Source organism: Streptomyces sp. NPDC001606 (genome assembly GCF_053596835.1).
Window position 1 is genome coordinate 523,047 of record NZ_JBSFHC010000002.1, and the last position, 13,460, is coordinate 536,506.

The following is a 13,460-nucleotide window of genomic DNA, read 5'->3' on the forward strand; positions in this document are numbered from 1 at the left end:
TGGCGCCGCCGGGGGCGACGGCGCTCAGCTGGTGCGCCGGGTGACGAACTCGGCGAGGGCCAGCAGCCCGCCCGCCGACTCCGGGTCGGGGACCGCGCGGGCCAGTTCCTGCATGGCGCGGGCCATCCGGTCGGCCGCCTCGGCCTGCGCCCAGTCCCGGCCGCCGGCCTGCTCCACGGCGAGGGCCGTGCGGGCGATCTCCTCGGCGTCCACCGGCTCGCCCTTGGCGTACGGCTTGCCGTACAGCGCGGCGAGTTCGGCCGCCGCCGGGGTGCCGGAGACGAGCGCCGCCACCACCGGCAGTGACTTCTTGCGGGCGACCAGGTCCGCGCCGGCCGGCTTGCCGGTGCGCTGGGGATCGCCCCATATCCCGATGACATCGTCGATCAGCTGGAACGCGAGCCCGGCCTGACGGCCGAAGCCGTCCAGCGCGGCCACCACCTCGTCGTCCGCGCCCGCGTACAGACCGCCGAGGGCGCAGGCGCAGCCGAGCAGCGCACCGGTCTTCGCCTCGGCCATGGCCAGCACCTCGTCCAGGGTGACCGTGTCCGGGGCGCGGTCCTCCAGGTCGGTGTCGGTGTGCTGGCCGGCGCACAGCTCCATGACACAGGCCGCGAGGTGGGCCCCGGCCGGGCCGGCGGCCGGGTGCGGGTCCTCGGCGAGCAGCCGCAGGGCCAGCGCCTGGAGGGCGTCACCGGCGAGGATCGCGTCGGGGATCCCGAACACGGTCCACACCGTGGGCCGGTGCCTGCGGCTGGTGTCCCGGTCCATCACGTCGTCGTGCAACAGCGTGAAGTTGTGGACGAGTTCGACGGCGGCCGCCGCCCGGACGGCCGCCGCGCGGGCCGCCGGGCCGCCGAGCGCGCCGGCCGCGGCGAGCACCAGCGCGGGCCTGATCGCCTTGCCGGCGTTGCCCGCGGCCGGTGTGCCGTCGGCCTGCTCCCAGCCGAAGTGGTAGCGCGTGACCCGGCGCATGGAGTCGGGCAGCGAACCGACCGCCAGCCGCAGCTCCGGGTCGACCATCGCCCGGGTCGCCTCCAGCAGGGCCGCCGCCTCCAGCCCGTCGAGCGGGCCGGTGCCGCCGCCGTCGCCCGTCCTGCCCGGCGCTTTCGGCTCGGCGCCCGGACGGGGCACGGCGGGCGAACGCCGTTCGGTCTCCGTCATGAACTCGGCCATGTCTCCCCCTCGCCAGGTCCGCGGACACCGGCGGTACCGGGCCGGCCGGACGCATACCCCGGAGACATACCCGGGCCGGTGTGCGGAGACACGGCCACGACGTGCAGAAACGTCACCTCCACCGGCCGATCTCGACGTTCTCCAGCACCCCGAGCGCGTCGGGCACCAGGACGGCGGCCGAGTAGTACGCCGTGACCAGGTACTTGATGATGGCCTGCTCGTTGATGCCCATGAAGCGCACGGACAGGCTCGGCTCGATCTCGTCCGGGATGCCGGACTGCCTCAGGCCGATGACACCCTGGTCGGCCTCGCCGGTCCGCATGGCGATGATCGAGGTCGTGCGCTCCGGGGTGACGGGGATCTTGTTGCACGGGTAGATCGGCACCCCGCGCCAGGTGGGGATGCGGTTGCCGCCGATCTCGATGGTCTCCGGGACCAGCCCCCGCTTGTTCAGCTCGCGTCCGAACGCGGCGATCGCGCGCGGGTGGGCGAGGAACAGCTTGGTGCTGCGGCGGCGGCTGAGCAGCTCGTCCATGTCGTCCGGGCTGGGCACGCCGTCGTGCGGCTGGATCCGCTGGTCGTACTCGCAGTTGTGCAGCAGGCCGAACTCGCGGTTGTTGACGAGTTCGTGCTCCTGGCGCTCCTTGAGCGCCTCGACCGTGAGCCGCAGCTGCTGCTCGGTCTGGTTCATCGGCTGGTTGTACAGGTCGGCCACGCGCGAGTGGATGCGCAGCACGGTCTGGGCGATGCTCAGCTCGTACTCGCGGGGGCGGGGCTCGTAGTCCACGAAGGTGTGCGGGATGTCCGGCTCGCCGGAGTGGCCGGCCGCCAGGTCGACCTCCTTCTCGCCGTACTTGTTGGTCCGCTGCTGCGGGACCGAGCGCACCTGCTGAAGGTGCTCGCGCAGCGAGTCGGAGCGCTCCGCGACCTGCTCGAAGTCCTGGCGGCCGAGGATCAGCACCGTGGTCGGGGTGGCCGCGCGGACGGTGTACTCCCAGATGGCGTCCGGGTCGAGCAGCGCCTCGTCGCCGAAGTAGGCGCCGTCGGCGAGGACCTTGAGGACGGCGTCGTCGCCGTAGGGGCCGGTGCCGACCTTCTCCACGCGGCCGTGGGCGAGCAGGTACACCTCGTCGGTCCGGTTGCCGAAGTCGGCGATCACCTCCCCGGCGGCGAAGTCACGCTGGCGGCAGCGGCGCGCCAGCTCCGTCAGCACTTCGTCGTCCTCGTACGCCCGCAGTGCCGGCAGCTCGGCCAGCTCGGCCGGGATGACCTCGACCTGGTCACCGGTCTTCACAAAGGTGATACGGCCGTCACCGACGGCGTACGTCAGCCGCCTGTTCACCCGGTACGTGCCGCCCTGGACGTCGACCCAGGGGAGCGTGCGCAGCAGCCAGCGGGAGCTGATCTCCTGCATCTGCGGTACGGACTTGGTCGTGGTGGCCAGGTTCCGCGCGGCCGCCGTCCCGAGGGACTGCTGCGGCTTGCCCTGCTCCGAGCGGACCTCTTCGCCTACCGACATAAAAAGGTTTCCTCCCATGTGTACCCAGCGCCGGATCGCAGCGGGCACTGGTCTCGGAACCGAGCCTCCCAGCACGGAACGTGGCCGCGCCATTACCCGAAAGAGCGGGAATGGATCATCGGATTAGTGGGCATGGTGGGGGATTCCGCGCCCGTTTTCGATAGAAGTGCGGGGACAGCAGGGCCGCCCCGCGCGGCCACCGGCACGGGACGAAGGAGTCGGTCATGGCCCCACCCATGTCCGCGAGCAGCTTTCTGGACGCTCTTCGCACAGAGGGCCTGGAGGTCGCCGAGGTCGGTGACTGGCGCCACCACCACCGCAACCACAAGGGGCCCTGGGGGCCCGTGCACGGCGTGATGATCCACCACACCGTGACCCGGGGCAGCGCGCACACGGTGGGCGTCTGCCGGGACGGGTACGCGGGGCTGCCGGGCCCGCTGTGCCACGGAGTGATCACCAAGGACGGCACGGTCCACCTGGTCGGCTACGGCCGCGCCAACCACGCGGGGCTCGGCGACGACGACGTGCTGCGCGCGGTGATCGCCGAGAAGGCGCTGCCGCCGGCCCACGCGTCCGACACCGACGGCAACCGGCACTTCTACGGCTTCGAGTGCGAGAACCTGGGCGACGGGACGGACCCCTGGCCGACGCGGCAGCTGGACGCGATCGAACGGGCCGCGGCGGCGGTGTGCCGGCGGCACGGCTGGACGGAACGCTCGGTCATCGGGCACCGGGAGTGGCAGCCGGGAAAGGTGGACCCGCGAGGCTTCGGCATGGCGTGGCTGAGGGAGCGGGTCGGAGCGCGGCTGAAGGAGTAGCGCCACGGGCGCGGGCGGGTTGCCGCCCCGGGGCACCGACGCTCCCCGGCGCCGGAGGCGGCGTGGCCGAGGCAGCGGTTGAAGGGGTTGGCAGCCGCGACCCCGCGCGGCCGCCACCCAGGGCAACAACGGCCCCCGACGCCATCGCCGCCCCGGGCGAGCCGGGCCCGGCTCCTCCCCCTGTGCTTCACCCCACAGCACTGTGTAGCTGCTGGGATCCAACCGCCCCCACGGGCCCGCGCCGCGGGCGACAATGGAGCGGTGACCAGCGTCGATGTTCTCGCCCCTCGGATCCCCTCCCCGCTCCAGGAGGTCCGGGACGAACGCTTCGGCCGGCAGGGGGTCACCCTGCTGCTGAAGCGCGACGACCTGATCCATCCCGAACTCATCGGCAACAAGTGGCGCAAGCTGGTGCCGAACATCGCGGCGGCGGCCGGCCGACCGCTGCTCACCTTCGGCGGCGCCTACTCCAACCATCTGCGGGCCACCGCCGCCGCCGGCCGGCTACTGGGCCTGGCGACCACCGGCGTGGTGCGCGGCGAGGAGCTGGCCGGCCGGCCGCTCAACCCGTCCCTGGCGCAGTGCGCCGCCGACGGCATGCGGCTGCACTTCGTCGACAGGTCGACGTACCGGCGCAAGGCCGAGCCGGAGACGCTGGCCGCCGTGCTGCGCGCGGCCGGTGCCGAGGGGGCGTATGTCGTCCCCGAGGGCGGCAGCAACCCGGAGGCGGTGCACGGCTGCCGCGCGCTGGGCGAGGAACTGCGCGGGCGCGCGGACGTCGTCGCGGTCGCCTGCGGCACCGGCGGCACCCTGGCCGGCCTCGCCGCCGGGCTGGCCGCGGGGCAGCGCGCGCTGGGCATACCGGTGCTCAAGGGCGGCTTTCTGGAGAGCGAGGTCAGCGCCTTGCAGGAACGTGCCTTCGGCGCCCGTACCGGCTCCTGGTCGCTGGACGACCGCTTCCACTGCGGCGGCTACGCCCGTACGACACCAGGGCTGGAGGCGTTCGCGCGGAACTTCGAGGACCGCCACGGCCTGCCCGTCGAACGTCTCTATGTCGCCAAGTTGCTCCTCGGGCTCACCACCCTCGCCGAGGAGGGCGCCTTCCCGCGCGGGACGGCCATCGCGGCGGTCGTGACGGGCCGCCCCTTCCCGCCGGCCTGACCGGCTCAGCCGTCCTGACCGGGGTCAGCCGGCCTCCCGGTAGGCGGCCGCCTCCTCCAGGTCCAGCCGGCGGAGCAGGACGCGCAGCATCTCGTCGTCCAGATAGCGGTGGTCGCGGAGCTTGACGAAGACCTCCCGCTCGGCGCTGATCATCTCGCGGGACAGCCGGCGGTAGGTGTCGTCGACGGACTCGCCCGTGACGGGGTTGGTCTGCCCGAGGCGTTCCCAGACGGAGTTGCGGCGGCGCTCCAGGACCTGGCGGAGGCGGTCGGCGAGCGGAGGCGGCAGGGCGTTGCGGTCGTCGGCGAGGAGGTCGTCCAGGCGGCTCTCGGCGGCCCGGGAGGCCTGCGCCTGGGCGTTGGCCTCGGCGAGCGTCTCGGCCTGCCGGTCCCGGCCGGGGAACCGCATCAGGCGGATCAGCGGCGCGAGGGTCAGGCCCTGGACGACCAGGGTGCCGATGACCGTGGCGAACGTCAGGAAGAGGATCAGGTTCCGCTGCGGGAAGGGGCCGCCGTCGTGCACCGTGAGCGGGATCGAGAAGGCGATGGCGAGCGACACCACCCCGCGCATCGCGGCCCATGAGGTGACGATCGGCGCCCGCCAGGTGGGGTTCTCCTCGCGTTCCCGGATCCGGGGGAAGAGCAGACGCGGCAGAAAGGTGGCGGGGTAGACCCACACGAACCGGGCCGCGACGACGACCAGGAAGACGACGACCGCGTAACCGAGGGCGTCGGCGCCCCGGTACGCGCCAAGGCCCTTGAGGACCAGGGGCAGTTGCAGGCCGATCAGGGCGAAGACCGCCGACTCCAGCAGGAAGGCGACCATCCGCCACACGGCGTCCTCCTGGAGCCGGGTGGCGAAGTCGACCTCCCACGCGCGGTGCCCGAGGTAGACGGCGACCACCACGACCGCGAGCACACCGGAGCCGTGGAACTGCTCGGCCACCCCGTAGGCGACGAACGGGATGAGCAGCGAGAGGGTGTTCTGGAGCAGCGCCTCCTTCAGCCGCGTGCGCAGCCAGTGGATCGGCACCATGAGCACGAGTCCCACGGCGACCCCGCCGACCGCCGCCAGCAGGAACTCGCGGATGCCGCCCGCCCAGGTGGCGCCCTCGCCGAGCGCGGCGCCGAGAGCCACCTTGTAGGCGGTGATCGCGGTGGCGTCGTTGAGCAGCGACTCGCCCTGGAGGATGGTGGTGATCCGGGACGGCAGGCCGACCCGGCGCGCGATCGCCGCGGCCGCGACCGCGTCCGTCGGCGCCACCACCGCGCCCAGCACCAGCGCGGCGGGCAGCGGCAGCCCCGGTACGACGACATAGGCGGCCCAGCCGACGGCGAGGGTCGCGAAGAGGACGTACCCGATCGACAGCAGCGCCACCGGCCGCAGCTGGGCCCGCAGGTCGAGGTACGAACTCTCGGTGCCCTCCTTGTACAGCAGCGGCGGCAGCACCAGCGGGAGGACGATCTCGGGGTCCAGGGTGTAGTCCGGGACCCCGGGGAGGTAGGACACCAGCAACCCGGCCGCCACCAGCAGCAGCGGCGCCGGCAGCGGTGTGCGCCGAGCCGCCCCGGCGACCGCCGCACTGCCCGCCACCAGCAACAGCAGCGGCATCACGTCCATGATCCTCGCCCGCCCTCTTTTTCCGCGCGGTCACCCGCACGCCCGTCGTAATCTGGCAATCATGAAACAGTGCACGCACGTCGACGCGCTGCCGCACCCGGAGCCGGAGCCGCTGCACCCGACCTGTCCGGAGTGCGCGCGCAACGGCACGCACCCGGTGCAGCTGCGGCTCTGCCTGACCTGCGGCCACGTCGGCTGCTGCGACTCCTCCCCGGGACGGCACGCCACGGATCACCACGAGACGTCCGGTCACCCGGTGATGCGGACCTTCGAACCCGGCGAGGACTGGCGGTGGTGCTTCGTGGACCACGTTCTCGTCTGAGGCCTGCTCGTGTGACACTTCAGAAGGCGGCGACCGGCCGACGGTTCGAGCGTGTGACGCCTGGGTACGTCAACCCGGCGCGCGCTCTTCCCATTTGGGCCCGCATACCCTCTAGACACGGAGCGTATCCACAGCTTTACTGTGAGTGACGCCAGGGGGTTGGGGTCCCGGGGACAGGGACGTCCGGAGCGCGATAGCGTGCCGCGCGACCACGTACGCGGTTTCCCGGGGGATGACCCTCGGCCCCGTAAAGCTTGTACCACCATGGAGGTGAGGGTGTCCCAGATCGCAGGCGAGCCCGCGGCGAACCAGGACTTCGTGGAAGTCCGGCTGCCGGCTGCGGGTGCCTACCTGTCGGTGCTGCGGACGGCCACGGCCGGTCTCGCGGCCCGCTTGGACTTCACCCTGGACGAGATCGAGGATCTGCGCATCGCCGTCGACGAGGCGTGCGCGATCCTGCTGCAACAGGCCGTGCCCGGCTCGGTGCTCAGCTGTGTCTTCCGGCTGGTGGACGACTCGCTGGAGGTGACCGTGTCGGCGCCGACCACGGACGGCCACGCCCCCTCGCGGGACACCTTCGCCTGGACCGTCCTCTCGGCCCTCGCGGGCAAGGTCTCGTCCGCCGTGGACGAGGACAAGACCGTGTCGATCAGCCTCTACAAACAGCGCGGCGCGGGCCCCGGCCCGGCGTGAGGAACGGGGACGGTCCGGTGCGGGACGAAGAGCGCGGCACGCGGGAGCTGCCGACCGGGGACGGGGGTGCCCCCCGGTCCGCCGAGACCCCCGGGGCGAGCCCCCGGGACGGTTCCCGGCGTATGGCGGACGGCATCGACGGCATCCCCGAGCAGGCCAGACCGCACCCGGAGGAGCACTCCGCGCGGCCCGGCGACGACGGTTCCGTGCAGGGCACACCCGCGGAGGGACCCCGCGCGGGGGCGAGGGCTCGGGGAAGGGCTACGGGCGGGACGATGAGCGAGCACGAGCGGTACGCCGAGGACGAGGCGCTGGGCGCGGAGGCGGTGCAGGCGGTACAGCACGCCGTGCACCACGACCCCCACGACCGCACCGGGGCGCGGGCCATGTTCGTCGAGCTGCGCAAGCTGAGGGACGGCAGCCCGGAGTACGCCGAGCTGCGCAACCAGCTCGTCCGTATGCACCTGCCGCTGGTGGAGCACCTGGCGCGCCGCTTCCGCAACCGCGGCGAGCCGCTGGACGACCTCACCCAGGTCGCCACGATCGGTCTGATCAAGTCCGTCGACCGGTTCGACCCGGAGCGCGGTGTGGAGTTCTCCACCTACGCCACCCCGACCGTCGTCGGCGAGATCAAGCGGCACTTCCGCGACAAGGGCTGGGCGGTGCGGGTGCCGCGCCGGCTCCAGGAGCTGCGGCTGTCGCTGACCACGGCCACGGCCGAGCTGTCCCAGCTGCACGGCCGCTCCCCCACTGTGCACGAGCTGGCCGAGAAGCTGGCCATCTCCGAGGAGGAGGTCCTGGAGGGCCTGGAGTCCGCCAACGCGTACTCCACCCTGTCCCTGGACGTCCCCGACACCGACGACGAGTCCCCGGCGGTCGCCGACACCCTGGGCGCCGAGGACGAGGCGCTGGAGGGGGTGGAGTACCGGGAGTCGCTCAAGCCGCTCCTGGAGGACCTCCCGCCCCGGGAGAAGCGGATCCTGCTGCTGCGCTTCTTCGGCAACATGACGCAGTCGCAGATCGCGCAGGAGGTCGGCATCTCCCAGATGCACGTCTCCCGGCTGCTGGCCCGGACCCTGGCCCAGCTGCGGGAGAAGCTGCTCGTGGAGGAGTAGGCGCTACGGAGTAGGCGCTACTCGGCGCGGCCCGGTCCCTTGATGCCCAGGGCCCGGGTCGTCTCGCCGTTGACCAGGAGCACCAGCGCCGTCACGGCGACCGCGGCGAGGACGATGCCGACCGGGATGGTCACACCGTCGGTCTGGAGCAGGTTGTAGGCGAGCGGCAGCGCCATGATCTGGGTGATCACCGCGGGGCCGCGGCTCCAGCCGCGGCGCAGCAGCAGCCCGCGCGCGGCGAGCAGCGGCAGCAGGGCGAGCACGACCAGCGTGACCCCCAGGGTGACGGCCTGCTGACGGTCGTCGGGGGCGCCGGTGAACCCGCGGACGAGCACCCACAGACCGCCCGCGACCAGCGCGATCCCCTCCAGGGCGGCCAGCAGGGCGGCATAGGTCAGCCGGCGCGGACGGGGTTCGGCGGCGGACTCTGCGGCGGGGTTCTGCTCACTGCTCACCCCAGCAGGGTAACGGGGCGGGTTCACCCCCCTCTGTCCCACCGCCCCTCTTACCTGTTCCCTACCTCGATATGGGCCCGGTACCCCCCAGTAGGTACGCTGCCCTCCATGCGTGCACTTCTCGTGGTCAATCCGGCGGCTACCACCACAAGCGCACGCAGGCGTGACGTGTTGATCCACGCCCTGGCCAGCGAGGTGAAGCTGGAGGTCGTCACCACCGAGTACCGCGGCCATGCGCGCGACGTGGGCCGGCAGGCGGCGGAGAGCGACGACATCGACATGGTGGTGGCCCTCGGCGGGGACGGCACGGTCAACGAGGTCGTCAACGGTCTGCTGCACGCCGGTCCCGCCCCGGAGCGCCTGCCCGGCCTCGCGGTGGTCCCCGGCGGCTCCACCAACGTCTTCGCCCGCGCCCTGGGCCTGCCCAACGACCCCGTCGAGGCCACCGGCGCCCTGCTGGACGCGCTGCGCGAGGGCCGGGAGCGGCTCGTCGGGCTCGGCCTGACCTCGGGCACGCCCGGCACCGAGGACGAGGCGGTCCCGGACCGCTGGTTCACCTTCAACGCCGGGCTGGGCTTCGACGCCGGGGTGGTGGGCCGGGTCGAGCAGCAGCGCGAGCGCGGGAAGAAGTCCACCCACGCGCTGTACGTGCGCCAGGTGATCCGGCAGTTCCTCGGCGAGCCGAATCGCCGGCACGGCGCGATCACCCTGGAGCAGCCCGGCGAGGACCCGGTCACCGATCTTGTGGTGGCCATAGTCTCGAACACGTCCCCCTGGACGTATTTCGGCAATCGCCCTATGTACACATCGCCTAAGGCTTCGTTCGACACGGGCATCGATGTGCTCGGTCTGCGCCGCCTGTCGACGGCCGCGGTTGCCCGGTATGGCACCCAGTTGCTCACTTCGTCCCCCGAGCGCGGACCCCAGGGCAGGCATGCGGTGTCCCTGCACGATCTGGACCGGTTCACCTTGCATTCGAAGGTGCCCCTGCCCCTTCAGATGGACGGCGACCACCTCGGCCTGCGTACGAGCGTGACGTTCACAGGCGTACGCCGTGCACTGCGTGTGATTGTGTGAGCGGAAGGGGCCAAAGTCCTTTCACTCGAACGTTTAGGCCAGGATCCACCCCATGGAAGTACGGCTGTGACCTAGTCGACACCGAGGAATCAAAAAAAATCTTTCGGAAGGGGTTGTATCCGCCGCTGAGGTTTGCGAGTCTCTACGTGGCGATCGGGACGGCCCGCAAGACCGGCCTCCACTGATCACCAGAACCCCTCTTCAAACCAAGGACCACGCCGGGGACGACTCGGCGGTAGGCCCTTCACTTGTTGAGGGATTCGTGAAAGCGTTCACATTCACAAGCAACCTGTGCGTAACCTCTTACGCTCAGAGAAATCAAGGAGAGGTAGCAGCCATGGACTGGCGTCACAACGCCGTTTGCCGCGAGGAAGACCCCGAGCTCTTCTTCCCCATCGGCAACACCGGTCCTGCGCTGCTGCAGATCGAGGAAGCCAAGGCCGTCTGCCGTCGCTGCCCGGTGATCGAGCAGTGTCTGCAGTGGGCGCTCGAGTCCGGTCAGGACTCCGGCGTCTGGGGTGGTCTCAGCGAGGACGAGCGCCGCGCCATGAAGCGCCGTGCCGCCCGCAACCGGGCCCGTCAGGCCTCCGCCTGACATACCCACCCCTGCTGACAGCCTGAGCTTGGCGGCGCGTGCAGCACGCACGCATCTCCCGCCCCCGAGCCGCAGCGCGCAGTATCCCCCGATGCGCTCACAGCAGAGCAGCAACGAGCACGAGCCCCGAACCCATGGCGGTCCGGGGCTTTTTGCTGTCCGCGCACACCCGCTGCCGTACGCGAGCCGGCTCCGCGTCTACTTCTGTGCCCGCACCGGGATGTCCAGGATCACCCTGGTGCCGCGCTCCGGCCCCGGGACCATGTCGAAGGCGCCGCCCAGCTCCCCCTCGACCAGGGTCCGGACGATCTGGAGGCCCAGGTTGCCCGAGCTGTGCGGGTCGAAGCCCTCGGGCAGGCCGACCCCGTCGTCCTGGACCGTGACCAGGAGGCGGGCCTCCTTCGTCGTACCGCCGCGCACCGCGGAGACCTCGACCGTGCCGGTGTCGCCCTCGCGGAAGCCGTGCTCCAGCGCGTTCTGGAGGATCTCGGTGAGCACCATCGACAGCGGAGTGGCGACCTCGGCGTCGAGTATCCCGAACCGGCCGGTGCGCCGGCCGGCCACCTTGCCCGGGGAGATCTCGGCGACCATCGCGAGCACCCGGTCGGCGATGTCGTCGAACTCCACCCGCTCGTCAAGGTTCTGGGACAGCGTCTCATGCACGATCGCGATCGAGCCGACCCGGCGGACGGCCTCCTCCAGGGCCTCCCGGCCGCGCTCGGAGTCGATCCGGCGGGCCTGGAGCCGCAGCAGCGCGGCGACCGTCTGGAGGTTGTTCTTCACCCGGTGGTGGATCTCCCGGATGGTGGCGTCCTTGGTGATCAACTCGCGTTCGCGGCGCCGCAGTTCGGTGACGTCCCGGCACAGCACCAGCGAACCGATGCGTACGCCCTTGGGCTTGAGCGGGATCGCCCGGAACTGGATGACCCCGTCGTTGGCCTCGATCTCGAACTCGCGCGGGGCCCAGCCGCTGGCCACCTTGGCGAGCGCCTCGTCCACCGGGCCCCGGGTCGGGGCGAGTTCCGCGGTGGTCCGCCCCAGGTGGTGGCCGACCAGGTCGGCGGCGAGACCGAGGCGGTGGTAGGCGGAGAGCGCGTTCGGGGAGGCGTACTGGACGATGCCGTCCGCGTCGAGCCGGATCAGGCCGTCGCCGACGCGCGGCGAGGCGTCCATGTCGACCTGCTGGTCGGGGAAGGGGAAGGAGCCGGCCGCGATCATCTGCGCGAGATCGCTGGCGCTCTGGAGATAGGTCAGCTCCAGCCGGCTCGGGGTGCGGACGGTGAGCAGGTTGGTGTTGCGGGCGATCACGCCGAGGACGCGGCCGTCCCGCCGTACGGGGATGGACTCGACCCGTACGGGGACCTCCTCGCGCCACTCCGGGTCGCCCTCGCGCACGATCCGGCCCTCGTCCAGCGCCGCGTCCAGCATGGGCCGGCGGCCGCGCGGGACGAGGTGGCCGACCATGTCGTCCTGGTAGGAGGTGGGGCCGGTGTTGGGCCGCATCTGGGCGACCGAGACGTACCGGGTGCCGTCCCGGGTCGGCACCCACAGCACCAGGTCGGCGAAGGAGAGGTCGGAGAGGAGCTGCCACTCCGAGACCAGCAGATGCAGCCACTCGAGGTCGGAGTCGTCGAGGGCGGTGTGCTGGCGGACCAGTTCGTTCATGGAGGGCACGCTGCGAGCGTACCCGGGGGGTCGCCGGTGTCCGAAAAACACCCGCGGGCCGCGGCGCCTGGAAGGGACCCTCAACCCTCCCGGCACCGCAGCCCGGAGCATCATCGGCCGTGGGGTGTGCGGTCCCGGTCGGCCGAAGGCCGAGGAGCCGGGGCAGTCAGGGCAGAGAGCGCCGGTTCCTCGATCCGCCTTCCTGTGCGGGGAGGGCGGAGGCTTGTGCGTGGTCGATCGTGCGTGGGGCGACGATCTTGTATGTGACCGATGCGCTCGGCATCGGACGGTCTGCGCTGGATGTGTCTTCGATTGTGGACTGGACCAATGGGGCGTGTCCATGCCCGTACAGGCTCCGTCGCCCGTGCGGGCACCGCTCCGCGCGGCATGCGGCGCGGCAGCTGGCACTCGATGCCACGAAGCCTACCCGGCAAAGTCAACTATGGGGCCATACAGTCATGGCAAATTCCGCGAGTGCTTCCAGTTCCGCCCGGCTCGCCCCGTCGCGCGCCTGCTGGGACATGCCCTGGAGCACCGCACCGGAGTGCCGCGCGAGGGCGGTGGCGTCGGTGCCGGCGGGGAGCAGCCCGGCCGTGATGTCCGCGCGGATCCGGGAGGCGAGGGCGGCGATGCCGGCGTTGCGCCGGTCCCGCAGCAGCCGCGCCACCTCGGGGCTGGTGCAGTTGGTGGCCGCGTGCGCGACGAGGCAGCCGTACGGGTGGGCCGGGTCGGTGTATGCGGCGGCGGCCTCGCGCAGGATGCGGGCGAGGGCCGCCCGGGCGGTGGGTTCCTCGGCGAGGGCGCGGCGGCCGAAGGCGCCGTAGGTCTCGCAGTAGACGCGGACCACCTCTTCGAACAGGGTGCGCTTGTCCCCGAAGGCCGCGTAGAGGCTGGGGGTGCCGATGCCCATGATCCGGGTGAGGTCGGAGACGGAGGTCGCCTCGTAGCCGTGCCGCCAGAAGGCCATGAGCGCCTTGTCCAGGGCTTCGGCCCGGTCGAAGGAGCGCGGGCGGCCGCGCCTGCCGGACCCCGTTCCGGTCCGCGCCGTCGTGTCCTGGCCCTGCATCATGGGCAGATTTTATAGCGCCCGCTAGAGAAATGTGCGAGACCGCCCGGACCCAAGCGGCACACGGGATCGCGGGCAGCGGGAAGAAGCTCCGTAGGGCACGCCCGGCGACGCCGACTCTGTTAGATTGGTCTAAACCACATAGACGCACGAGCCCACTTCAGAACGGCAGGCCCAG

13 protein-coding genes are annotated in these 13,460 nt (G+C 71.7%); 7 read left to right on the plus strand and 6 right to left on the minus strand.

Features of this window, described 5'->3' with window-relative positions; all coding sequences use genetic code 11:
• Window positions 1-24 precede the first annotated feature (24 nt).
• Window positions 25-1,176 carry a family 2 encapsulin nanocompartment cargo protein polyprenyl transferase gene (locus ACWCV9_RS06735; RefSeq protein WP_450784587.1) on the minus strand — a complete coding sequence of 384 codons (1,152 nt, stop codon included), beginning with the start codon at window positions 1,174-1,176 and terminating at the stop codon, window positions 25-27.
• A gap of 112 nt (window positions 1,177-1,288) precedes the next feature.
• Complete coding sequence (locus ACWCV9_RS06740) at window positions 1,289-2,695, minus strand: family 2B encapsulin nanocompartment shell protein (protein WP_450784588.1); 1,407 nt, start codon at window positions 2,693-2,695, stop codon at window positions 1,289-1,291.
• Window positions 2,696-2,919: 224 nt separating this feature from the next.
• Between ACWCV9_RS06740 and ACWCV9_RS06745 the strand changes: the two genes are divergently transcribed.
• Together ACWCV9_RS06745 and ACWCV9_RS06750 are read left to right on the plus strand one after the other, a co-directional pair.
• Window positions 2,920-3,513 carry an N-acetylmuramoyl-L-alanine amidase gene (locus tag ACWCV9_RS06745; protein ID WP_450784589.1) on the plus strand — a complete coding sequence of 198 codons (594 nt, stop codon included), beginning with the start codon at window positions 2,920-2,922 and terminating at the stop codon, window positions 3,511-3,513.
• 261 nt (window positions 3,514-3,774) lie between these two features.
• Window positions 3,775-4,674, plus strand: coding sequence for a 1-aminocyclopropane-1-carboxylate deaminase/D-cysteine desulfhydrase (locus ACWCV9_RS06750; protein ID WP_450784590.1), 900 nt, complete (start codon window positions 3,775-3,777; stop codon window positions 4,672-4,674).
• 24 nt (window positions 4,675-4,698) lie between these two features.
• Here the strand turns inward: ACWCV9_RS06750 and ACWCV9_RS06755 are convergent, their stop codons facing one another.
• Window positions 4,699-6,294 (minus strand): Na+/H+ antiporter, encoded by a 1,596-nt coding sequence (locus ACWCV9_RS06755; RefSeq protein ID WP_450784591.1) that lies wholly within the window; start codon window positions 6,292-6,294, stop codon window positions 4,699-4,701.
• Window positions 6,295-6,355: 61 nt separating this feature from the next.
• On the opposite strand from ACWCV9_RS06755, the gene ACWCV9_RS06760 reads away from it, so the two are divergent.
• The 3 genes from ACWCV9_RS06760 (at window position 6,356) to ACWCV9_RS06770 (ending at window position 8,424) form a co-directional block, all read left to right on the plus strand.
• Entirely contained in the window at window positions 6,356-6,616 is a 261-nt protein-coding gene (locus tag ACWCV9_RS06760) for a UBP-type zinc finger domain-containing protein (protein ID WP_385840062.1), read from the plus strand.
• 276 nt (window positions 6,617-6,892) lie between these two features.
• Window positions 6,893-7,309 carry an ATP-binding protein gene (locus tag ACWCV9_RS06765; RefSeq protein WP_009190566.1) on the plus strand — a complete coding sequence of 139 codons (417 nt, stop codon included), beginning with the start codon at window positions 6,893-6,895 and terminating at the stop codon, window positions 7,307-7,309.
• 17 nt (window positions 7,310-7,326) lie between these two features.
• Window positions 7,327-8,424, plus strand: a complete 1,098-nt coding sequence (locus ACWCV9_RS06770; RefSeq protein WP_450784592.1) for an RNA polymerase sigma factor SigF — start codon at window positions 7,327-7,329, stop codon at window positions 8,422-8,424.
• A gap of 17 nt (window positions 8,425-8,441) precedes the next feature.
• On the opposite strand, the gene ACWCV9_RS06775 is transcribed toward ACWCV9_RS06770, so the two are convergent.
• Window positions 8,442-8,879 carry a hypothetical protein gene (locus ACWCV9_RS06775; RefSeq protein ID WP_450784593.1) on the minus strand — a complete coding sequence of 146 codons (438 nt, stop codon included), beginning with the start codon at window positions 8,877-8,879 and terminating at the stop codon, window positions 8,442-8,444.
• Between the two features lie 108 nt (window positions 8,880-8,987).
• On the opposite strand from ACWCV9_RS06775, the gene ACWCV9_RS06780 reads away from it, so the two are divergent.
• Window positions 8,988-9,956, plus strand: coding sequence for a diacylglycerol/lipid kinase family protein (locus ACWCV9_RS06780; RefSeq protein ID WP_450784594.1), 969 nt, complete (start codon window positions 8,988-8,990; stop codon window positions 9,954-9,956).
• Window positions 9,957-10,293: 337 nt separating this feature from the next.
• Entirely contained in the window at window positions 10,294-10,551 is a 258-nt protein-coding gene (locus tag ACWCV9_RS06785) for a WhiB family transcriptional regulator (protein WP_003992873.1), read from the plus strand.
• A gap of 198 nt (window positions 10,552-10,749) precedes the next feature.
• Here ACWCV9_RS06785 and ACWCV9_RS06790 read toward each other — a convergent pair whose 3' ends face one another.
• Both ACWCV9_RS06790 and ACWCV9_RS06795 read right to left on the minus strand, forming a co-directional pair.
• Window positions 10,750-12,225 (minus strand): sensor histidine kinase, encoded by a 1,476-nt coding sequence (locus tag ACWCV9_RS06790; RefSeq protein ID WP_450784595.1) that lies wholly within the window; start codon window positions 12,223-12,225, stop codon window positions 10,750-10,752.
• Window positions 12,226-12,652: 427 nt separating this feature from the next.
• The gene (locus tag ACWCV9_RS06795) at window positions 12,653-13,285 is read right to left on the minus strand and encodes a TetR/AcrR family transcriptional regulator (RefSeq protein ID WP_450784596.1); all 633 of its coding nucleotides are present in this window, start codon (window positions 13,283-13,285) and stop codon (window positions 12,653-12,655) included.
• Window positions 13,286-13,460: the final 175 nt, after the last annotated feature.

Excerpts from the sequence above, each read along its gene's own strand:
- ACWCV9_RS06735 (WP_450784587.1), bottom strand. The coding sequence starts at position 1,176 with ATGGCCGAGTTCATGACGGAGACCGAACGGCGTTCGCCCGCCGTGCCC.
- ACWCV9_RS06740 (WP_450784588.1), bottom strand. The coding sequence starts at position 2,695 with ATGTCGGTAGGCGAAGAGGTCCGCTCGGAGCAGGGCAAGCCGCAGCAG.
- ACWCV9_RS06745 (WP_450784589.1), top strand. The coding sequence starts at position 2,920 with ATGGCCCCACCCATGTCCGCGAGCAGCTTTCTGGACGCTCTTCGCACA.
- ACWCV9_RS06755 (WP_450784591.1), bottom strand. The coding sequence starts at position 6,294 with ATGGACGTGATGCCGCTGCTGTTGCTGGTGGCGGGCAGTGCGGCGGTC.
- ACWCV9_RS06760 (WP_385840062.1), top strand. The coding sequence starts at position 6,356 with ATGAAACAGTGCACGCACGTCGACGCGCTGCCGCACCCGGAGCCGGAG.
- ACWCV9_RS06780 (WP_450784594.1), top strand. The coding sequence starts at position 8,988 with ATGCGTGCACTTCTCGTGGTCAATCCGGCGGCTACCACCACAAGCGCA.
- ACWCV9_RS06785 (WP_003992873.1), top strand. The coding sequence starts at position 10,294 with ATGGACTGGCGTCACAACGCCGTTTGCCGCGAGGAAGACCCCGAGCTC.
- ACWCV9_RS06795 (WP_450784596.1), bottom strand. The coding sequence starts at position 13,285 with ATGATGCAGGGCCAGGACACGACGGCGCGGACCGGAACGGGGTCCGGC.